The following is a 20,894-nucleotide window of genomic DNA, read 5'->3' on the forward strand; positions in this document are numbered from 1 at the left end:
CGGCCGCAAGCCGAAAGCCCTCCTGTCCTGTTGGGCAGAAGGGCTTCTGGCCTGCTGCGCCTCCTGAGGGGCATCCTCCCGGGAATGTCCCGCGATGGGTTGTCAGGAACTCTCGACGAAGCGGACGGACCAGGCGTAGCCGCTCAAGCTGTCGTGTGGGACCCGCCGGACTTCTCTGACCTGGCAGCCGTCGTGCGCGTACTTGCGGGCGAACCGGTCGAGGCGCTGCTCCTCAGTGAGATCATCCATGGACAGCGGTGCTCCGACGACGAGGTCTTCGTGAAGGACTGTCTCCGGCGAGGCATCGTCCGAGCAGGCCGAGCAATGATGCGTTTTGGGTAGGGCCATGGGATCAGTGTCCCCCTCACCTGGACGCCCCAACGTTCACAGCGCACTTGGCTGCACCGCGCGGGTCGCAGGTTCCGTCCTGTCGCCGCCCATCTGCCTCCCTCCTCGGACGATTCCCTCGACAGGCAATCCGCGTGGAACGGACTTACGGTCGAGCAGTAGACGCTGCACCGGGATGCGGAGCCCTTCTTCCGCCCGCTGATCCTCGTCACGACACCAACAGGAGACCCTCCACCATGGCCACAGCATCTGAAACCCCCGTACTGGACACCCTCGCCGCGATGACGGTCGACTCGGTTGAGCGGTGCGGGCTGACCCCGGACATGTTCATGCTCACCCGCATCGCGGCCCTCGCCGCCTCGGACGCTCCGCCGATCTCCTACGTCGCCAACATCGACCCCGCCATCCAGGCTGGTATGACCGCCGACCAGCTGCAGGATGTCCTGGTCGCCATCGCCCCCATCGTGGGCACAGCCCGGGTCATGACGGCAGCCGGCAACATCGCCAAGGCGCTCGGCGTCGCGATCGCTGTCGCCGACGCCGACGCCGAGGCCAAGGGCCGAGCGTAGAGACGTCGCCGAGGTCTGCAGCCACAGCCGCGCCCGGCATCGATGATCGGCGCGGCCGACGGCTGAGCAGGACATGGCGCCATCCCGTGCCGCCGCTCAGACAGCCCAGGCTTGTTCACGCGGGTCGCCAACGGCGCTGGCCGTCGAGCCATCCACCGGACGCCGATTGGGCCGCCGACGGGCCAATCTCTGGACGGCGAGCAGCGCGGCGAGTAACAGAGTGCCTCCGAGCGGCTGGGAGCGATCGTACGAAAGGGCCAGTTCGAGGGTGTGCTGAATCCGTTCCGGCGGCGGCCGCCTGAGATGCGCACAACAAGAGGCGCGAGCTGTCCTACCGGGACTGGTGGGGCCGAAGCCGGCCTCACCAGTCCCGGTAAGGCGATGCCCCCGCTACGGCGTGCCGGTCTTGTTGAAGCCCTTGTCGAGGTAGGGGTACTGGTCCACGACGAAGCCATCGTGGACCAGGCGGCCGATGCCGCCCTCGTCACGCCAGACCTCCTCGGCGGAACCGAAGGAGAATCCTCCGGAATCCTGGCGGATCTCGTTGGTGTAGACCCGGTAGCGCTGGCCGGGCTGGATGACCGTCCCCGGGGGGAAGGTGTAGACGTGCCCGGTGGGCTTGCTCTCCACGACCCAGCCGGTCAGGTCCTGGGGCGCGCCGCCCTTGTTGAAGATCTCGATGTATTCGTCGGGCTGGCCCGTGCCGTTGCCCAGGTAGCGCAGGTCGGAGATGATCACGTCCGGCTCGTCGAAGGTGAACATGCAGACGACCTCGGCGAAGTTGACTCCGCCCTCGGGGCTGCGGAACTGCCGGACGATCTGGCCGCCCCGCTTGAACCCGCTCAGGACCGCCCTGTACTGCTTCCCGTCGATCGTGACCGGCTGAGGGTGGATGAACTCCTGCAGATCGACCAGATCGTCATCCACGGGACTGCTGCCGGTGCTGTTGGGTGTCTCGTTGTGATGGAAGGCGAAGTTCAGATCGGTCGTGCTGCCGTCCTCGAACATGACGGTGACGGCGAGCATGACGTTGAACTGGCTCGGGCTGACGTTGGTGGGGAGATTGCGGTGCACGAAGGTACCGACGACGAACTCGGTGCCGTCGAGCTGGACGTCCGCGGCCGAACCGCGGAACTGGTACCCGCTCTGGGAGCCGCTGCTGCCCCACCTGACGTCCGCGGTGCCCAGCCCGTCGACAGGGGAGATGGCAGGGGTGGTGGTCGGGAAGACGCCGGAGGTGACGACGGTGGTCATGGTGTCTGACTCCTGCTCTCTCAGTCCTCGTCCTCGATGACCTCGGCCTTGAGCTTGGCCGGGGGCGCGGTGCCGATCTGGGCGACGCCGTCGGTGAAGCGGCCGAGCCTGGCGCCGTCGACGGCTTCGAGACCGCAGGTGTAGACGACGCAGTCCTTGTCCTGGTCGGTCGTGTTCAAGTGCACGTGGTAGGTGAAGGTCAGCGTGCGCCCGTCCTCGCTCACCCTGGCCTGGACCGGCGGCAGGCTGCCGCCTGTGGTCTGGTCCATGCGCTTGTACTGGGCGCCCACCATGCCGTTCCAGCGGAATCCGGTGGGGGCGGTAAAGACGTGCTCCCGTTCACCGGCGTCGACGGTTTCGCTCCAGTTCGGCGTACGGACGCAGATGTTGATGGTGGCGCCGAGGCCACCGGGGGCGTCCTCGACCCCGCCTTCCTGCCACACCACGAGGTCCAGCTTCTGCGCACGGCCCTGTTCGTAGCCCCAGTCGTAGCCGTTCGCGTAGTTGTCCTTCTCGCCGCGTGTGCCGTCGCGCGGCGGGTCGGCGTGCGGGCGTCCGGCGAGCGCGTCGGCCCGCCCCTGTTCCTCTCCCCGTTTGTAGGCTTCCTTCTTCGCGGACTGCACTTCAGTGGCCATCTCCGAGTCCTCCTGGGGCTGTGATCGAAGCGTGCGGTGAAAGGGACGTCCTGGCGCGGATCACCCCGGCCCGCAGGCGACGGGCAGGGCCTGGCACCGCATGCCATGCGGTTCACGGAGCACGGGACGTCATGAGAGTGGTGTCCGGGAGACGGAACGCAGGACGCCGCCGGTGGCTTCGGCCGGGGCATTGCGCAGGCAATCGGCATGCACCGAGCCGTCATCCGCGTCCATGCTTAGCCCGGGCCCGCGGGCGGTATGCCGTCGTTCCCCCGTTTGCGAATGCGGGATCGATTCTGCGTCACTTTTTCGGGTGGAGCTGAGGCTCGCGGGGGCGCACGGACGCGCAGCCCAGCAGCCCCGCGCCCGCTGAAGTCGTCGGCGCCCGCGACCGTCTGCCTGGGCCGGACCCCCCGCAGCCCGTCCCCAGCGGCTCCTGACTGGTGCGTCCCCGGCGGACCTCCCTCGTGCGGGTGGAGCGCTCGGTGCGCTGCTCCTGAGGGTGTGGCCCGGCCGGTATGCAGGGGGTGTCAGTAACGGCTCGGAAAGGAGACGGACATGCGGGTGACGAAGCCGTGGAAGGTGAGAGACGCCGCCCAGGCGTCACTGCGACGGTGCCGGATGGTGACGGCGTGACGGCGAAGGCCGCAGCCCGGATGCGGGAGCCGGTCTCCCCGGACGGGCACGACCCGCTGGTCACCGTGGCGGGAAACGGCACCGCCGGATTCTCCGGGGACGGGCGGCCGGCGCCGCAAGCACAGTTGGCCTTCCCCGCGGATGTGGCCGTGGGACAAGGGGCTGTCTTCATCGCCGACCATGCCAACCACCGGGTTCGCCGGATCGACGGCTCCGGCGTGATGACGACGGTCGCCGGGGACGGGCTGCGGGGGTTCGCCGGGGACGGCGCGGACGCGGTGCGGGCCCGCCTGGGCTTCCCGGCCGCCGTCGCGGTCGACGCGGACGGAGGTGTGCTCATCGCCGACGAGATGAACCACCGGATCCGCCGGATCGACCCCTCGGGCGTCATCGACACCGTTGCGGGAGACGGCTCCCGGGGCGGCGACGGCGACGGTGGCCCCGCCGACCGCGCCCGGCTGGACGCCCCGTGCGCCCTGGCTGTGGACGGCGCCGGATCGCTGTACGTCGGCGAAGCGGGCAGCCCCAGGGTGCGCAGGGTCGGCAGGGACGGTGTCATCAGCACGGTCGTCGAGACATCCGGACGCTCCGGCGTGGCCGACGCGGGCGAGGCGTTCCTGCCCGCGGGTCTGGCGGCCGACGCGTCGGGGCAGCTGTATATCGCCGACCCGGTGGGCCGTCGGGTGCTGCTGCTGGGCACGGACGGGACTCTTCGTGTGCTCGCGGGACCGCCGTACGGGAACGCCGGCGCCACGGCGGTCGACTGGAGTGCCCCGTGCGCCGTGGCGGTCGACGCCGAGGGGGCCGTCCACGTCGCCGACATGAACGGACACCGCGTATGGCGGCTGGCCGACGGAGTGGCCCGCGTCGTCGCGGGGCCGGACCCGGCGGCGGAGGCCGATGAGGCGGCAGAGACGGCCGTCGGCGGCTCGCTGGCCTATCCGTGCGGTCTGGCCGTGGACCCGGCCGGGCGACTGCTCGTGGCGGACAACTTCCACCACCGGATCGCGGCCCTGCCCCTCACCACGGCTCACTCCCAGGCCACCGAGCCGGAACCGGACGAGAATCCGGAACCGGCCGGAGAAGCCGAAAGCGCTCAGGACGCAGACCGGGCTCCCGCCGCGGCGACGGCCGCGCGGCTGCTGGTACGCCAGGAAGTCGGGGTGGAAATCCCGCGCGGCGGCAGCGAGTTGATCCACGTACGGGTCTCGTCCACTGATGCCTGGGCCCCCGGGCGCGTGAAGCACAGCTTCAACGCTCCCACGGGTCTCGTCTTCGACGGCCGGGCGACGTGCGCGTACTACCGCGTTGAAGGTTCCGTGGTCGCCGCTCCGGAGCCGACGGCAGCGGTGCTCGAGGGCGGCAGGTCGCTGTCCGTGACGGACGAACCCCGTTTGAACACTCCCGGCAATCCGGCGGTGGCCCTGGTGTACACCCTCGGCGTCCGGGCCGGGACGGATGCCGAGCCGGGCCGGTACAGCGACGGACGAGCGGTGATCGCGGGCCAGCCGGAAGTACGCCTGAAAGCAAGCGTCCTCGGGGACGACGAGGACTGAGCGACCCCGGACCCGCTCGGCGAGAAGGCTTGCGCGGGACCTTGAGCCGTCTGTGGCGGATTGTCCGCCATGGACGGCTCCTTGCGGTTTCAAACCTCGAATACGGAAGTGAACGTTTCTGTGCTCCCAGGTCACTCGCCTGATCGTCACGAAGTGTGACGGTTGGGATGCAGTGCGTTAGCTTCGAAACGTGTCCACGCCGACCCTCACGAGGCTCGGGCCCCCGGGCCCCTTCCCGCATGCCCCGCTCGCCCATCCACTCGACCGCAAATGGCTGCACTACGCGTTCCTGTCCCGGTGCGGCCGGCAAGCCCTGATCGCCAACCTGTCCGTCCTGGGGTCCTCCACCGGCGCGGTCTTCGTGGATCCGGGCGCTCCGGCCACCGGACGGCGCAGCGGCACCGGCACGGCGGCCGAGGGGCAGCACATGGCGATCCTTCTCGTCTACGCGGAGGGGCACGGTTGGAGTGCGACGCAGTTCAACGCCGAACAGCCCGAACTGCCCTGGTCGGCGTTCCGGTTACCGCATCCGCACGGCGAGTCCGGCGCGTTCCGGGTGGCGGCCCGGTCGGCGGCACCAGCGGCCGATGTGCGGCTGACCCGGACCAGCAGGCCGTGCACCTCGCAGTGCGCGCCCTTCGGCGAGGACGAACACCTGCGGTGGCAGTCGGAGCCCGGCGTCCTGGGCACCGGTACCGTGCGGCACGGCGACGGCACGGTCACGGCGACGGACCTGCTGGGCTACCACGAACGGGTACGCGGCCGCTGGTCCTGGCCCACGCTCGGGGGCTGGGTGTTCGGATTCGTCAACGACCCTTCGGGCCCGGCCGATGCCGCCCCGCCCTCGGCTGTGGTCTTCACCCTGATCCAGCCCGCGCGTCCGGCGGACGCGGCCAACGGGTCGGTGATGCTGTGGCGCGACGGGCGCATGATCCGCCACTTTCCGCGCCGCAACCTGCGGGTCGCGGTCAGCGGCAGCCTGGACCGCGACCGGGTGGCGATGGTGCCGCCGCTGGCGGACATGCTGGGCACCCCGTCGATGGCCGAGGTGCCCGGCCGGCTGCTGATCACCGCCCGGCTCGGCGACGACCGTCTCGTCCTCGATTTCCGCTCGCACACGGCGGGCCGGATCGCCAACCCGTCCGAGACGAGCCTGCACCCGTTCAGCGTGCACGAGACCCTCGGCCCGTGCACGGTGGAGGGCCGTATCGGCGGACGCCGTATCGGCTTTCACACCGAGGGCATCGTGGAGTTCGCCGGTGGTGCCCATGACTGAGACCATGCCCGCGTTCACGGGTTCCCGGCTGCTGGACGAGACCGTCGCCGCCCTGTCCGACCGGGCGCCGGCCATCCTCGCCGCCGCCGCCGACCAGCTGCGCGACATCCGGCTCGGCCTGCACTTCAACGACGGCAGCCACGCCACGCTCAGCGCGCGGCACAGCCGTATCGTCGTACACCAGGACCGCTGCCCGGATCCCGACGTCGAGGTCGCCTTCGACAACCGGGCCATGAACCTGCTGTTCGACCTCCAGCGCCCACCCGTCGACCAGGTCCTGCCCGACAGCCTCGACGTCCGCGGCTCCCAGGAGGACACCCTCGCCGTGTGGCGGGCCTTCACGCTGCTGTCCCAGCGCGCGGCGGGCCTGCGCAGCATGCAGGAACTCTGGGGCGCCTACCGCGAGCAGGCCCCCCAACTGTGGGGAAGTGCGGCACCCGCCGCCCTGGAGCCGGCCGCCGAGCCGGTCGACTGGACGGCGCTGGACTTCCTCGCCCGGCGCTCCCCCGAGGAAGCGCCCGCACCGCCCGCACTGATCGGCGACACCACCGTCAGGGCCCCGCGCCCGCTGTGGGACGGACGCACCAGCACCAGCTGGTCACTGGAGGACACCGTCCGCGACGCGGACCTGATGGAGACCATGCGCCGGTGCCGGGCACGCACCAACGAGGAGATCGAACGGCTGCTGCCGGACCGCGAGCCGCGCGCCGAGCTGTACGACCTCATGCGCTCATACCCCGCCCGGCAGGGCAAGGGCCTGCGGCCCACCCTCACCATCGCGGCCTGCGCCGCCTTCGGCGGACGTCCCGATGACGCCGTACGCGCCGCCGCCGCGCTGGAGCTGTTCCACAACGGCTTCCTCGTCCACGACGACATCGCCGACGAGTCCACCCATCGGCGCGGCCTGCCGACCATGCACGAGGAACACGGCCTGGGCCTGGCCGTCAACGTCGGCGACGGGCTGAACCTGCTCGCCGTCGACGCCGTGCTGTCCAACCTCGAAACACTCGGCCTGGCCCGCACCCTCGGCCTCATCCACGAGGCGATGCACATGTGCCGGGAGTCCATCGAGGGCCAGGCCATGGAACTGGGCTGGATCCGCCACGAAGTCGTCCCCGAGGCCGACGACGCCTACTTCACGATGAGCACCAAGAAGACCGGCTGGTACACCTGCATCAGCCCGTGCCGCATCGGCGCCGTCTGCGCCGGCGTCACCGACCCTGCCGTACTGGGCCGGTTCGACGAGGCGTTCCGCCTGATCGGCATCGCCTTCCAGATCCAGGACGACATCCTGAACCTGGTCGGCGAGGAGGCCCTCTACGGCAAGGAGCCCCTCGGGGACCTGCTCGAAGGCAAGCGCACCGTGATGCTGATCCACCTCTTCCGCACCGCGTACACCCACGAGCGCCCCCGCCTCTTCGACGTCCTGCGCCAACGCCGTACCGACAAGACCCAGCAGCACGCCGAGGAACTCCTCGCCGCCATGCGGCGGCACGGCTCCATCGAATACGCCACCGACCTCGCCGACCGGCTCGCTGCCGAAGGCATCGCGCGCTTCGAAGAAGACCTGCGCGCCATGCCCGAGAACGAAGGCAAAGCCGTCCTGCGGCAGATCGCCCACTACGTCACCTCAAGGCCACTATGACCACCACCACGACCACACCCCCGCCGGCCGACCCCACCGCCACCGGCCCGCTGACCCCGACCGACCACCGGGCGTTCGCCTTCCTCGGCCAGGTCAACAGCTGTCTGCGCCAGTGCCTGTGCACCCTGGCCCGGCACGGCCTGGCCCTGCGCCAACGCGAACCCGCACGCGCCCGCGTCCTGCTCGACACGGTCCGGCCCTGGCCCCTCTACAAGGGCGGCCAGTTCCTCTTCGACCTCATGGAGTGGGAGGACCTCATGGTCCACGGCGCCCCCCCGCCCCTGATGTCCGCCGAGCGGATCATCTCCACCTGCACCCTGCCCGTGCAGTGGCTCGCCGCCACCACCGCGGAGGTACCCGCCGCCACGAAGCTGATCCCCGGTCAGCGCACCACCGCCGCCCTCGAGCTCCCCCTGCGCCTGCTGGCCACCACCGCCCGCGCCGCCCTCCAGGGCGCCGCGCAGGACTTCACCGACCTGCTCGGCACGCCCGCACCCCAGGACGAGACCGGCAACGGCACCGGACACGACACCGCCCCGGACACCGACGCCGAGGGCAGCGATGACGAACTGCCGCCCCTGGAAGCAGGGTTCTACCTCTACGAGGACATCGTTCTCGGCGCCCTCGTCGTCCTCGGCCCGCTCCTGGCCGACCACGCGCCCACCGCCACTGCGCCCCCCACCTAGCTCAAGGGGTCCGTCTTCGGCGCCGGCGGCCCATGAGCGAGCCCACCCCCAAGCCCGCCACCGGCGGATCCGCCCACGCGGACACCACCCACCACCCACGGAAGGGAAACCATGACCACGCAGACCCAGGCACCCGTTCAGCCGGGAGCAGAGAGCAAGCTGTACATCCTCCAGCAGGGCATCGTCGAGGACGCGCCGGGAGGGGTGCCGGCCCACCTCAGCTTCGGCATCCTCAGCACCGTCCCGGACCCGGTGAACCCCGGCGATATCACCTTCAACCTCAAGGCACCCAAGGGCTTCGTCTTCACCGGCTGGCTCTCCTGGTCCTACCACGACGTCAACACGCTCCAGGCGAAGGGCAACCTCAAGACCACCCAGGGCACCCTCGCCGACGGAGGCCGCACGCTGACCTTCACCCACAACCCGTATCTGTCCACCAACCAGGAGTGCCTCGGCTACGCGGCCCAGGTCACCGCCATCGACGGCGTGACGCCAGGCCGCTACACCGACGGCGAGCTCCGGGTGGGCACCGCCAACCCCGTCAAGCTCAAGGGCCGCGTCCTCGGCCCCGACGAGGACTGACCTCCACTGACAAACCAGCCCATCGGTGGCTTCGGCGCTCAGCCCGGAGCCACGCCGAACGCCTCGGCGCGATGATCCGCGACGGCGGGGGAGACCCCTCGGGCAAGGCCGACAAGGACTCCGCCCGGATGTAGTGGCACGTGAGTGGCACGGCACCGTATACGGCGAAGGGCCGGCCCGGGAGGGAAATCCTCCGGAGCTGGCCCTTCATCGTGTGCCCCCGGCAGGATTCGAACCTGCGACACCCGCTTTAGGAGAGCGGTGCTCTATCCCCTGAGCTACGAAGGCGGAGGACCCGGTGAGGTCCGGCGACCAGCCTAGCGGATACGGACTCCTACCTTGCAAGGTTTCCGTTCCTGCAGGTCAAGCCGTGGTCGGCGGTCGCGCATCCACGTGGCTTGCAGGTGGTTTCCGCTCCCCTCTTCCGCGCGACTTAGCGTGGACACATGCGCGGGGACCTTGTGACGCTGTTCCTCTGCGGCGACGTCATGCTCGGGCGCGGTGTCGATCAGATCCTTCCCCACCCCGGTGATGCGACCCTGTGGGAGCAGTACACCCCTGACGCCCGGTCCTATGTGGAGCTCGCGGAGGCCGCGAACGGGCCCGTCCCGCGGCCCGTCGGGTACTCCTGGCCCTGGGGCGATGCCCTGGAGGTGCTCGACGAGGCCGCGGTCGATGTCCGGGTGGTGAATCTGGAGACGAGCGTCACGCGGAGCGGCGACTTCGCTGTGGGCAAGGCGGTCCACTACCGGATGCATCCGGCCAACCTGCCCTGCCTGGTCGCTGCCCGGCCCGACGTTTGTGCGCTTGCCAACAACCATGTGCTGGACTTCGGCCGCCGGGGGCTTCAGGAGACGCTCGACTCCCTGGCCGGAGCGGGTCTGCGGACGGCGGGGGCCGGGCGTGATGTGGACGAGGCGCGGCGGCCCGCGGTGGTCGCCGTCCGTGGTGGTGCGCGGGTGCTGGTCTTCTCCTTCGGGATGGCGTCCAGCGGTATTCCGCGGAGCTGGGCCGCCGGTGAGGGCCTGGCCGGTGTCGACTTCGTGGCGGCGCCGTCGGACGCCGCGGCGGCCTCGATCGTCCGCCGGGTGCGGCAGATGAAGCGACCGGGCGACGTGGCGGTCGCCTCCGTCCACTGGGGATCCAATTGGGGGTACGGAATCCCCAGAGGGCAGGTCCGTTTCGCGCATGCGCTGATCGACGGTGGTGTCGATGTCGTGCACGGGCACTCGTCGCACCATCCCCGCCCCCTGGAGCTGTACCGCGGGAAGCTCATCCTGTACGGCTGCGGCGACTTCATCGACGACTACGAAGGCATCACCGGCTACGAGCAGTTCCGGGACGATCTGCGGCTGCTGTACTTCGTCTCGGTGGAGCCGGACACCGGCAGCACCGGCAGCACCGCCGGCGTACGGATGGCAGCAATGCAGTCCCGGCGGATGCGGCTCCGGCGCGCCTCGGGCGAAGACCGCGAGTGGCTGCGGGCGACGCTCGACCGGGTCAGCCGGGGCTTCGGGGTGCGCGTCGGACTGGAGGCCGACGGTGTGCTCTGGGTGGCCGGTACATGAACCTTGACGGGGCCGGGAACGGGGAATAGCGTCCCGCTCGTACTGAGCAAGCGCTTAGAGAGGGCGACCGTGCCGCACCCCGATTCGCCCGCCCGCCGCGCGGACACCCCAGAAGCCGTCCTCACCGCCTCCGGCGCCCCGTTCGCCGTCGTCCGCGGGGAGGACGGCGGGCTGCTGTACGCCGACGGACCGCGCACCCTGCGGGAATTCGTCGAGGTCACATGGGCCTTCGGGGACCGGCCGTTTCTCGTTGCCGAGAGCGGGAAGTACAGCTATCGCGAGTTCTTCGCCGCCGCATCCGCGCTCGCCCGGCGGCTCGTCGACGAGTACGGACTGCGGCCGGGCGACCGGGCCGTCGTCGCCATGCGCAATCACCCTCAGTGGCAAATCGCCTTCTGGGCAACCCAGTTGGCGGGGCTCGTCGCCGTGCCGCTCAATGCCTGGTGGACGGAGGGCGAGTTCGCCTACGCCCTCGACGACTGCACCCCGCGGGTGCTGCTCGTCGACGGGGAGCGGCTGCCGCGCATCGACGACTGGCGCAGGCGCCACGGCGTCCCCGTCGTCGTGTTTCATCACGAGGGTGAGCCCGGCGAGGGGGTGGAGCGGTACGAGGACTTCGAGGCCGCCGATCCGATGGCCGCGCCCCCCGACGCAGAGGTGCGCGCCGAGGACGACGCCACCATCATGTATACGTCCGGGACCACCGGGCGGCCCAAGGGCGCCGTCGCCACCCAGCTCGCGCAGGCCGGTGCCGCGCTCAATCCGCGGTACCACGCCGCCGCTGCCGCCCTCGCGCGCGGGGTGATACCGGGGCAGGGGCCCGCGCCGGTGGCGCTGATGACGTTCCCGTTCTTCCATGTGGCCGCGTTCACCACGCTGTACTCGACGATGGCCGCCGGCGGGACGCTCGTACTGATGCGGAAGTGGAACGCCGAGCAGGCCCTCGCGCTCATCGAGCGGCACCGCGTCACGCACTACTCCGGCGTGCCGACCACCGCGCTCCAGCTGCTGGACGCCGCCGAGCGGGCGGGGGCGCTCATGGAGTCGCTCACGCACCTCAGCACGGGTGGAGCCGCTGCGCCGCCCGATCTCGTGGCGCGGCTCACGGCCCGGTACGGAGAGCGGATCGAGCCGCGCAACGGCTACGGTCTCACCGAGACCAGCGGCGGCGTGCTCGCCAACTTCGGGGCCGGGTACCGGGAGCACCCGGGCAGCGTGGGCCGGGCCACCCCGGCCACCGAGGTGCGGATCGCCGGGCCGGACGGCGAGGCGCTGCCCGAAGGGCAGGTCGGGGAGCTGTGGCTGCGCGGACAGTCCTTGGTGCGCGGTTACTGGCGCGACGAGAAGGCAACCGCTGCCGCCTTCCACGACGGCTGGTTCAGGACCGGCGACCTCGCGACCCTGCGGGACGGCTGTGTGAGCATCGTCGACCGGCTCAAGGACATGGTCATCCGCGGCGGTGAGAACGTGTACTGCGTCGAGGTGGAGGCCGTCCTGCACGACCATACGGACGTCGTGGACGCCGCCGTACTGGGGGTGCCGCACCCGGAGCTCGGGGAGGAGGTTGCGGCCGTCGTGCAGCTGCGCCCGGGGGCCACCGTCACCGTGGACGACCTGCGGGCCCATGTCGGCAACACTCTGGCCGCCTTCAAGGTGCCCGCCCATGTCCTCGTACGGGACGAGCCCATGCCCCGTAATCCGACCGGGAAGATCCTCAAGCGGGAGCTGCGGGGACCCGTACAGGAAAGGGTCAGGAACGCGTGACGCGCACCCGGAAGGTGCCGCCCTTGCCCTCGCGGATCACCGTGATCCGTATGCCGTTCTTCCGGTCGACGAAGGACTGGCCCGGCCGGTACGGCGCGTCCGACAGCTCCGCGTGCACGTTGGGGCGGCGGGTGCACCCGCCGCTGCCCCGGTTGCTGTCCGAGACCGTCACCGGACCCTGCCCGGTGTCCACGTCGGACTTCACCCGGTAGATCAGTACGCCCGGTTCGCACACGGCCTCGTCGTTGCCCGCCCGCGTGCGCACCTCGACCGCGTACCCCATGTCCGTCGTCAGCGGCACGATCGCCATTTTCGCGCCACCCGCGACGGCCAGCGGCGTCAGCACGTACTCCGTGGTGCCGGGCGCGGACGCACAGCCGATCTGGTCGGCGTCCAGCCAGCCCAGCTTCCATTTGTGCCAGCCCAGCAGGTCGTTATTGGCGCCCCAGTCCTCGGACATGATGTCCCAGTGGCCGACCGCGCCCCCGCCCTCGGCGGTGTAGAGGTCGGGCAGCCCGAAGACATGGCCGTTCTCGTGGGGCAGTACGCGATAGCCCGTCTCGGAGTACGACCCGGAGCCGTCGTCCTGACGGCTGTAGACGAAGGACGTGTTGGCCAGCGGCACGCCGTCCGCCAGCGGGGCGTCGTCGTTGCCGGAGAAGGTCACCGAGAGCACGGTGTCCAGCGCCGAGGGACCCGCGTTGGGCGTGACCAGGATGTTGACCAGGTCGTACGCGCTGAAGTCCACCTTCGCATCGGCCGCGGCCGCGATGTCCTGGACGAGCTGCCGGTAGCCCGGTTCATAGGGAGAGCCGCGCTCTATTCCGTACGCGGCGAACGGCATCGGCATCCGCAGCCAGTCGGTGATCGGGGCGTGCGCACGGTAGCTGAGCCGCCCGTACGAACTGGTCCGGAACCAGTCCGCGGTCTGCGGGAAGAACTCCGCGAGCCGGTCGAGCGCCCGCCCGGTACCCGGCGCGTCCGGGAAGTCGATCATCAGGTTGAGGGCGCGGATCTCGCCGGTGGAGCGCGAGTAGCCGGGCGGCGTCGGCATGCCCTCCGACATCTGGATGCCCAGCGTCGATGCGATACGGCACGGCCCGAGCCCGGTTTCGTCGAGGGCCACCGGTCCGGCCGAGGAACGGTTGGGGGCGGGGAGAGTGCCGCTCGCCGTCGTGAGAGCGGCGAGCGGGAGAGCTGCGAGGGCGGCGAGTGAAGCGATCCGGCGGGATCTGGCGCTGCTGCGTATCCGATGGCGCGTCGGCTGCGGCGACTCCATGCACCCGCCTTCGGTCCGCGGCAGCAGGCTGTGCCCTGGCTGCACTCTGTGCGATCAGCCTGTGACGGGTGGCGACGGGGCGCGCGCCGGGGTGGGCCGGTCGTGGGTTTTTGGGACCGATATGTGTGATGCAGGTCACATCCAGCGAGGGAAATAACCGGGGATCGTTTCCCCGTTTGCATAGTCACTTCGGCGAAACGGGGAAACGGTCCCCGATACGCCGGACAAACCCGTTCGTGCGGGATGCGACGGGAGACGAGAGGACGTGGAGTCGTGAGCACCGCTGCCGCCCCTGAAGCGCGCCGCGCCCCCCGGCCGCGGGCCGACGCCCTGCGGAACCGGGAGCGCATCGTGACGGCCGCGCGCGAGATGTTCGTGGAGTTCGGGCCCGACGTCCCGCTCGACGAGATCGCGCGCCGCGCAGGTGTCGGCAACGCCACGCTCTACCGCCACTTCCCGGACCGCGCCGAGCTCATCCGCGAGGTCGTCCTCTCCGTGATGTCCCGTACCTGCGCACAGGCGGAGCAGGCGGCGGCCGAGGAGGCCGACCCCTTCACCGCCGTGCGCCGCTTCGTCCACGCCGCGGCCGACGAGCGGATCGGGGCGATGTGCCCGATGCTCTCCAGCGGCTTCGACAGGGACCACCCCGAAATGCTCGCCGGCCTCGACCGTCTCGAAGGGATCGTGCAGGGCCTCGTGGACCGGGCGCAGTCGGCCGGCCGGATGCGTGACGACGTCGGCATCGGCGATCTGCTCGTCGCCCTCTCCCAGCTCACCCGGCCGCTGCCGGGCACCGCGTGCCTGAATATCGACCGGTTCACACACCGCCATCTGGAGCTGTTCCTGGACGGCCTCGAAGCGCCCGCGCGCTCCGAACTGCCGGGCTCGGCCGCGACCTTGGAAGACATGCGCACCGATTAATTCAGTTGGCTTCGCAGGTCCTCCCTGACAACTCTTTGACCACGACTCTTTGACACGAACCACGATTCGTAGACCACGAACCGCGATTCGTAGACCACGAACTCCTGACCGCGAACTCCTGACCACCACTCTCTGACACGTCCGCTTTGACCTCTCTGCACCCCTAGGTGGCTACTCCCATGTCAAAAACAGCCGATAACCCCGATATATCGCTCCCGGACCCCAGTCGCTGGAAGGCCCTGGTCTTCATCGCCCTGGCCCAGCTGATGGTGGTGCTGGACGCGACGATCGTGAACATCGCGCTCCCTCACGCCCAGTTGGACCTGGGAATCTCCGACGGGAACAAGCAGTGGGTCATCACGGCCTACGCCCTGGCCTTCGGCGGACTCCTGCTCTTCGGCGGGCGCATCGCCGACCTGTGGGGCCGTAAGCGCACCTTCGTCGTCGGACTGCTCGGCTTCGCGGCCGCTTCGGCGCTCGGTGGCGCCGCCACGGGTGAGGCGATGATGTTCGGCTCCCGCGCCCTGCAGGGTGCCTTCGGTGCGCTTCTCGCGCCGGCCGCGCTGTCGCTGCTCGCGGTGATGTTCACCGACGCCAAGGAGCGCGCCAAGGCCTTCGGCATCTACGGCGCGATCGCCGGTGGTGGCGGCGCCGTGGGCCTGATCCTCGGCGGTGTCCTGACTCAGTACCTCAACTGGCGCTGGACGTTCTTCGTCAACATCCCGTTCGCGATCATCGCGGCTGCGGGCGCGTACTTCGTCATCCGTGAGCCGGCAGGAACCCGCAACCGCTCCACGCTCGACATCCCCGGCGTGGTCCTGTCCACCCTGGGCCTGGTCACGCTCGTCTACGGCTTCACGCGCGCCGAGTCCGCCGGCTGGTCCGACGGTCTGACCGTGAGCATGTTCATCGCATCCGCGGTGCTGCTCGCCGCGTTCGTCTTCACCGAGTCCAAGGTCAAGTCGCCGCTGCTGCCGCTGCGCGTCCTGACCGAGCGCAACCGCGGCGGGGTCTATCTGTCGCTGGGCCTCGCGATCATCGCGATGTTCGGGCTCTTCCTCTTCCTCACCTACTACCTGCAGATCGTGAAGGGCTACTCGCCGGTCATGACCGGCTTCGCCTTCCTCCCGATGATCGCGGGCATGATCACCGGCTCGACGCAGATCGGTGCCCGGCTGATGACCCGGGTCGCGCCGCGGCTGCTGATGGGGCCGGGCTTCCTGGTCGCCGGTACCGGCATGCTGATGCTGACCCAGCTGGAGATCGGGAGCTCGTACGTCGGCCTGATCCTGCCGGCGCAGGTGCTGCTGGGTCTGGGCATGGGTACGGCCTTCATGCCCGCCATGTCGCTGGCCACGCACGGCGTGCGTCCGGAGGACGCCGGTGTGGCGTCCGCGATGGTCAACACCTCACAGCAGGTCGGTGGTGCCATCGGTACGGCGTTGCTGAACACCATCGCCGCTTCGGCCACGACCGCGTACATCACCTCGCACGCGGCGGGAGCCACCAACGAGAAGCTGCTCCAGGCGCAGGCCATGGTGCACGGCTACTCGAACGCCATCTGGTGGGCGGTCGGCATCCTCGTGACCGCCGCGACGATTGCGTTCACGCTGATCAACACAGGGCGTCCGGAGGCCGGTTCGGTCACCGCCGCCTCGGGTGACGGTGTCGAGGACGAGGTCAAGATCCCCGTCGTCGCACACTGAGGTGCGCTGAGGTGTGCTGAGAGGTCATTGAGCGGACAGGGCCCCGCCCGGGTGAAACGTTGAACCCGGGCGGGGCCCTTCGCGTGCCGTGCACGACCAGGGGCGGCGCCGGCAGGATCAGCGCAGCGAGGGCCGGCGCAGCCAGGGTTCGCCAGGATCAGCGCAGCCAGGGCAGGTCCGCACCCGAGTCCTGCGGCTGGAGCCCCTCGGCCAGGATCCGCATGATCTCGCCGAGCTGTCCGACCTGCTCGGCCGTGAGCCGGTCGAACATTGCCTGGCGTACGGCTTCGACATGTCCGGGAGCCGTACGTTCCAGGACCTTGAATCCTTCGTCCGTCAGCACCGCGTTCTGCCCGCGCTTGTCGGAGGGACAGTCCTCGCGGCGCACCCAGCCGTTCTTCTCCAGCCGTGCGATGGCGTGGGAGAGCCGGGACCGGGTGATCTTGGCGTCGATGGCCAGCTCCGTCATCCGCATGCGGCGGCGCGGGGCCTGGGAGAGCTGGACGAGCAGGCCGTAGTAGATGTGCGGCATCCCGGCGTCGCGCTGCAGCTGGCGGTCGAGGTGGTCCTCGAGGAGGGTGGTGGCGTGCAGATAGGCGCGCCACGCGCGCTGTTCGTCCTCGCTGAGCCAGCGCGGCTCGCGCTCGCTCCCGCCGTTGGATGCCGTGTTCATGTATCCCACTCTACGACCCATTCTTGAAAGTTGAACTATATGGAGTTAGAGTGGATGTCAGCTTGAAAGTTCAAGTAGATCGGGAGCCGTCATGAACGCCACCTCGGCCGCGGAGCGCATGCCCGCCCTCTATCTCTCCCATGGCGCACCGCCCCTCGCCGACGACCCCGTCTGGCCCGGTGAGCTGGCCGCGTGGTCCGCGGACCTGCCGCGCCCCCGCGCGATCCTGACGGTCTCCGCGCACTGGGAGGAGGCCCCGCTCGCGATCGGCGCCACCGAGCGCATGCCGCTGGTGTACGACTTCTGGGGCTTCCCCGAGCACTACTACCAGGTACGGTACGACGCGCCCGGCGCGCCCGAACTCGCCGAGTCCGTGCGGAAGTTGCTGGGCCGCGCCGGTACGCCGGTGCAGGACGTCCCGGACCGGGGGCTCGACCACGGCGCGTACGTCCCGCTGGTGGAGATGTTCCCGGGTGCCGACATTCCCGTACTGCAGATCTCCATGCCCACGCTCGACCCGCAGAAGCTGATGGAGATCGGGCGCAGGCTCGCGCCGCTGCGGGACGAGGGCGTGCTGATCGTCGGCAGCGGCTTCTTCACCCACAACCTGGCCGCGCTGCGGCATCAGGGGACTCCCGGCTGGTCGGCGGAGTTCGACGACTGGGGGCGGCGGGCGCTCGCGGCGGCAGATGTGGACGCGCTGCTGGACTTCGAGAACAAGGCCCCGGCCGGACGGCTGGCTCATCCGCGGACCGAGCACTTCGCGCCGCTGTTCGTCACGCTGGGAGCGTCTGCGGACGAGCTCAAGGGCGGGCGGAGTGTGATCGAGGGCTTCTGGATGGGCCTGGCGAAGCGGTCCGTCCAATTCGGCTAGCGGGAAGGGTTGTTGAGCCCGATCGGTGCAGGGATCGGTACGGGGTGAGCGTGCCGAGGCCATCGCCGTGACGGGCTTGCGGATCGGCTTGCGGATCAGTGCGCCTGGGCCTCGGGGCCCAGCTTCTTCTCGTACCACGCGACGTCCCAGTACCGGCCGAACTTCCTGCCCACTTCTTCGTACGTGCCGATGTGGCGGAAGCCGAAGCGGGCATGCAGCCGCGCCGAGGCCTCGTTCGGCTGGGCGATCCCGGCGTAGGCGCGGTGAAGGTCCTCGCCCTCCAGCGCCTCGAACAGTGCCTTGTAGAGAAGCGTGCCGATGCCGCGGCCCGCGGCTTCGGGCGCGCAGTAGACGCTGACCTCGACCGAGGTGGAGTACGCGGGTTTTGGCCGGAACGGGCTGCTCGTCGCGTAGCCCAGAATCCCGGCGCTCGGGGATGTGTCCACAAATCGGACATCCTGAGCAACCAGAAGGCGGTGCGGGCCGTCTTCAGGGTAGGAGTGCAGCCATGGTCGGCGCTGCTCGGGCGTGAAGGCGGAGGTGTCGAATGTGATGGCCGTCTCACGCACGTAGTGGTTGTAGAGCTGCGTGAGGGCCTCGAGATCGGCCTCCGTGCCCGCTCTGACCTGCACATCTATGTGTTCCTGCGGCACTCTTCCTCCCCTGTGGCCGGACAGGGTACTGCAAGATCACGAAAATCGTTGGGCCGCGTGGGAATTCTGTCCCGATTCCAGTCGTTGTTTCCATCGGATGCAGGGCACCCGAGAGGGTGTCGCGACCTACTCATGTAAGGGAGCTCGCATGGCAACCCGTGCCGTCGCCCGTCGTCAGTCCGCCTCCAGTGGGACCGGCCGGGCAAGCAGCGTTCGCGCCGTGGGCGGGGAGATCGCCGACCGCGACCTGGTCGGCATGTATCTCGACGAGATCGCGCGTACGCCGCTGCTCGATGCCGCCAAGGAAGTAGAGCTGTCGCAGACGATCGAGGCGGGTGTGTACGCCCGGCACATCCTCGACGGGGAAGTGGAGAGCGACGCGGGCGGCGCGACGCGCGAAGAGCTGGAAGCGCTGGTCGCCGAGGGAGAGCGCGCGAAGGACATCTTCATACGCTCCAACCTCCGCCTGGTGGTGGCCGTGGCGCGGCGCTATCCGCGCAGCGGGCTGCCTCTCCTCGACCTGATCCAGGAGGGCAACGCCGGTCTGGTCCGTGCGGTCGAGAAGTTCGACTACGCCAAGGGCTTCAAGTTCTCGACGTACGCCACGTGGTGGATCCGGCAGGCGATCACCCGCTCCATAGCCGACCAGTCCCGCACGATCCGGCTCCCGGTCCACCTGGTGGAGGAGCTCGGACGGATCCGCCGTGTCCAGCGCGAGTTCAACCGTGAGAACGGGCGGGAACCGGAGCCGGCGGAGATCGCGCAGGAGCTCGCCTCGACGCCGGAGCGCGTGACGGACGTGCTCGACTGGGCGCGCGACCCGGTGAGCCTGAACATGTCGGTGGACGATGCAGGTGAGACGCAGTTCGGCGACCTGCTGGAGGACACGTCCGCGATCTCGCCGGAGCAGTCGGTGCTTTCGCTGCTGCGCAGCGAGGGGCTGGACGACCTGATAGGCAAGCTCGACAACCGTACGGCGTCGATCATCCGGATGCGGTACGGCATCGAGGACGGACGTGAGCGCACGCTGACTGAGGTCGGCAAGGAGCATGGCCTGACACGCGAGCGGATCCGCCAGATCGAGAAGCACGCGCTGCTCGAGCTGAAGCGGATGGCACGCGACACGGGCTTCGACGCGGCGGCCTAACGGCGCCACGTCGACCAGAGCTGGGCCCCGGCACCCTCCCCCCCGGTGCTGGGGTCCTTTCTTGTGCGGGCCCCAACTCCCGGTCTTGTACGGGCCCCAGACTCCCGGCCGAGCCACCGCACACCGCACCCCCCACACAGGCGGACGCGTCACCGCCTCACCCCGTCGCGCGGCTCAGGCGCGCGCCCAGGTCCGTCACGTACTCCACCAGGCCGGGCGGGCCGTGGACCGTGAACTCGCAGTCCACCAGGGCCAGTCGGAGTGCCAGCCACTCCAGCGAGTCCGCCGTCCTCGTCCGCAGGCGGCAGGTTTCCTCGCCCGTCGGGGAGGGCGCGCCCAGGGTCTCCGGGAGGCGCGCGGCGACGAGGGACGCCGGGGCCTCGAAGCTCACGTCCACCTGGTGTTCCGGCTGGCGGGACATCGAGTGGCCGAGCAGTTCCGTAGCGCTCGCCGTCGGCAGCTCCCGCGGAGCGAACCGCGCCCCCGTCGCGAACGGCTCGGACACCCGGTCCACCCGGAACGTACGCCAGTCCTCCCGGCCCATGTCGTACGCGACCAGATACCACCGGCGGCCCGTCGAGACCAGGCGGTACGGCTCCACCTGGCGCTTCGTCTCCGTGCCGTCCCCGGCCCGGTAGCCGAAGCGCAGCCGCTCACGGCCCGTCGCCGCCCCCGCGATCACCGTCAGTGTCTGTGGGTCGATCGTCGCGCCGTCGCCGCGGGTCAGCGGGATCGTCGCCGCCTGCAGCGTGGTGACCCGGTGCCGCAGCCGGGACGGCAGCACCTGTTCCAGCTTGGCGAGCGCACGTACGGAGGCTTCCTCGATGCCCTCGATCGCATGGCCCGCCCCCGCCCGCAGGCCGACCGCGATCGCGACCGCCTCCTCGTCGTCGAGGAGCAGTGGCGGCATCGCCGCCCCGGCGACCAGGCGGTAGCCGCCCACCGCGCCCTTCGTCGCCTCGACCGGATAACCGAGATCACGCAGCCGGTCGATGTCGCGCCGGATCGTCCGCGGACTCACCTCAAGGCGCTCGGCGAGCTCGCTGCCCGGCCATTCACGCGGAGTCTGGAGGAGGGAGAGCAGATTCAGCAGTCGTGCCGGAGTGTCCGTCATGTTTCCAG

19 protein-coding genes and 1 tRNA gene are annotated in these 20,894 nt (G+C 70.0%); 12 read left to right on the forward strand and 8 right to left on the reverse strand.

Going from position 1 to position 20,894, the window contains the following annotated elements; all coding sequences use genetic code 11:
- Positions 1 to 102 precede the first annotated feature (102 nt).
- Entirely contained in the window at positions 103 to 249 is a 147-nt protein-coding gene (locus OG729_RS22675; RefSeq protein ID WP_360867612.1) for a hypothetical protein, read from the reverse strand.
- Positions 250 to 584: 335 nt separating this feature from the next.
- On the opposite strand from OG729_RS22675, the gene OG729_RS22680 reads away from it, so the two are divergent.
- Positions 585 to 917: a carboxymuconolactone decarboxylase family protein gene (locus OG729_RS22680; RefSeq protein ID WP_360867609.1), complete on the forward strand. Its 333-nt coding sequence runs from the start codon at positions 585 to 587 to the stop codon at positions 915 to 917.
- Positions 918 to 1,307: 390 nt separating this feature from the next.
- On the opposite strand, the gene OG729_RS22685 is transcribed toward OG729_RS22680, so the two are convergent.
- Together OG729_RS22685 and OG729_RS22690 are read right to left on the reverse strand one after the other, a co-directional pair.
- Entirely contained in the window at positions 1,308 to 2,171 is an 864-nt protein-coding gene (locus OG729_RS22685) for a choice-of-anchor K domain-containing protein (protein WP_405807878.1), read from the reverse strand.
- A 20-nt stretch (positions 2,172 to 2,191) separates the two neighbouring features.
- Positions 2,192 to 2,806 carry a hypothetical protein gene (locus OG729_RS22690; protein ID WP_405807879.1) on the reverse strand — a complete coding sequence of 205 codons (615 nt, stop codon included), beginning with the start codon at positions 2,804 to 2,806 and terminating at the stop codon, positions 2,192 to 2,194.
- A gap of 632 nt (positions 2,807 to 3,438) precedes the next feature.
- Here OG729_RS22690 and OG729_RS22695 point away from each other — a divergent pair.
- The 5 genes from OG729_RS22695 to OG729_RS22715 all read left to right on the forward strand — a co-directional run bounded on the left by OG729_RS22695 (position 3,439) and on the right by OG729_RS22715 (position 9,187).
- Complete coding sequence (locus OG729_RS22695) at positions 3,439 to 4,998, forward strand: serine/threonine protein kinase (protein WP_405807880.1); 1,560 nt, start codon at positions 3,439 to 3,441, stop codon at positions 4,996 to 4,998.
- 190 nt (positions 4,999 to 5,188) lie between these two features.
- Positions 5,189 to 6,274, forward strand: coding sequence for a hypothetical protein (locus OG729_RS22700; RefSeq protein WP_405807881.1), 1,086 nt, complete (start codon positions 5,189 to 5,191; stop codon positions 6,272 to 6,274).
- Positions 6,267 to 7,919, forward strand: a complete 1,653-nt coding sequence (locus OG729_RS22705) for a polyprenyl synthetase family protein (RefSeq protein ID WP_405807882.1) — start codon at positions 6,267 to 6,269, stop codon at positions 7,917 to 7,919. The genes OG729_RS22700 and OG729_RS22705 overlap by 8 nt, the downstream gene beginning before the upstream one ends.
- Complete coding sequence (locus OG729_RS22710) at positions 7,916 to 8,605, forward strand: hypothetical protein (protein WP_405807883.1); 690 nt, start codon at positions 7,916 to 7,918, stop codon at positions 8,603 to 8,605. Before OG729_RS22705 ends, OG729_RS22710 begins: the two co-directional genes overlap by 4 nt.
- Positions 8,606 to 8,716: 111 nt before the next feature.
- Entirely contained in the window at positions 8,717 to 9,187 is a 471-nt protein-coding gene (locus OG729_RS22715) for a hypothetical protein (RefSeq protein ID WP_405807884.1), read from the forward strand.
- A gap of 215 nt (positions 9,188 to 9,402) precedes the next feature.
- Here the strand turns inward: OG729_RS22715 and OG729_RS22720 are convergent.
- Positions 9,403 to 9,475 (reverse strand) — tRNA-Arg (locus OG729_RS22720).
- A gap of 158 nt (positions 9,476 to 9,633) precedes the next feature.
- On the opposite strand from OG729_RS22720, the gene OG729_RS22725 reads away from it, so the two are divergent.
- Entirely contained in the window at positions 9,634 to 10,755 is a 1,122-nt protein-coding gene (locus tag OG729_RS22725) for a CapA family protein (RefSeq protein WP_360867451.1), read from the forward strand.
- 69 nt (positions 10,756 to 10,824) lie between these two features.
- Positions 10,825 to 12,519 carry a class I adenylate-forming enzyme family protein gene (locus OG729_RS22730; protein ID WP_405807885.1) on the forward strand — a complete coding sequence of 565 codons (1,695 nt, stop codon included), beginning with the start codon at positions 10,825 to 10,827 and terminating at the stop codon, positions 12,517 to 12,519.
- Here the strand turns inward: OG729_RS22730 and OG729_RS22735 are convergent.
- Positions 12,506 to 13,798, reverse strand: a complete 1,293-nt coding sequence (locus OG729_RS22735; protein WP_360867445.1) for a M6 family metalloprotease domain-containing protein — start codon at positions 13,796 to 13,798, stop codon at positions 12,506 to 12,508. The genes OG729_RS22730 and OG729_RS22735 overlap by 14 nt on opposite strands.
- Before the next feature lie 273 nt (positions 13,799 to 14,071).
- Here OG729_RS22735 and OG729_RS22740 point away from each other — a divergent pair, with 273 nt between their 5' ends.
- Both OG729_RS22740 and OG729_RS22745 read left to right on the forward strand, forming a co-directional pair.
- Positions 14,072 to 14,719, forward strand: coding sequence for a TetR/AcrR family transcriptional regulator (locus OG729_RS22740; RefSeq protein WP_405807886.1), 648 nt, complete (start codon positions 14,072 to 14,074; stop codon positions 14,717 to 14,719).
- Positions 14,720 to 14,898: 179 nt separating this feature from the next.
- On the forward strand, positions 14,899 to 16,425 hold the full coding sequence (locus tag OG729_RS22745) for an MFS transporter (protein WP_405807887.1): 1,527 nt from the start codon (positions 14,899 to 14,901) through the stop codon (positions 16,423 to 16,425).
- A gap of 157 nt (positions 16,426 to 16,582) precedes the next feature.
- On the opposite strand, the gene OG729_RS22750 is transcribed toward OG729_RS22745, so the two are convergent.
- Positions 16,583 to 17,107: a MarR family winged helix-turn-helix transcriptional regulator gene (locus tag OG729_RS22750; protein ID WP_405811238.1), complete on the reverse strand. Its 525-nt coding sequence runs from the start codon at positions 17,105 to 17,107 to the stop codon at positions 16,583 to 16,585.
- An 82-nt stretch (positions 17,108 to 17,189) separates the two neighbouring features.
- Between OG729_RS22750 and OG729_RS22755 the strand changes: the two genes are divergently transcribed.
- Positions 17,190 to 17,972 (forward strand): dioxygenase, encoded by a 783-nt coding sequence (locus tag OG729_RS22755; protein ID WP_405807888.1) that lies wholly within the window; start codon positions 17,190 to 17,192, stop codon positions 17,970 to 17,972.
- Between the two features lie 95 nt (positions 17,973 to 18,067).
- Here the strand turns inward: OG729_RS22755 and OG729_RS22760 are convergent, their stop codons facing one another.
- A complete protein-coding gene (locus tag OG729_RS22760; RefSeq protein ID WP_405807889.1) occupies positions 18,068 to 18,625 on the reverse strand; it encodes a GNAT family N-acetyltransferase in 558 nt (185 codons plus the stop codon).
- A 148-nt stretch (positions 18,626 to 18,773) separates the two neighbouring features.
- Between OG729_RS22760 and OG729_RS22765 the strand changes: the two genes are divergently transcribed.
- Positions 18,774 to 19,772, forward strand: a complete 999-nt coding sequence (locus OG729_RS22765) for a sigma-70 family RNA polymerase sigma factor (protein WP_360867431.1) — start codon at positions 18,774 to 18,776, stop codon at positions 19,770 to 19,772.
- Between the two features lie 157 nt (positions 19,773 to 19,929).
- Here OG729_RS22765 and OG729_RS22770 read toward each other — a convergent pair whose 3' ends face one another.
- Complete coding sequence (locus OG729_RS22770; protein ID WP_405807890.1) at positions 19,930 to 20,886, reverse strand: helix-turn-helix transcriptional regulator; 957 nt, start codon at positions 20,884 to 20,886, stop codon at positions 19,930 to 19,932.
- Positions 20,887 to 20,894 lie beyond the last annotated feature (8 nt).

The organism is Streptomyces sp. NBC_00210 (assembly GCF_045160975.1).
Lineage (GTDB): Bacteria > Actinomycetota > Actinomycetes > Streptomycetales > Streptomycetaceae > Streptomyces.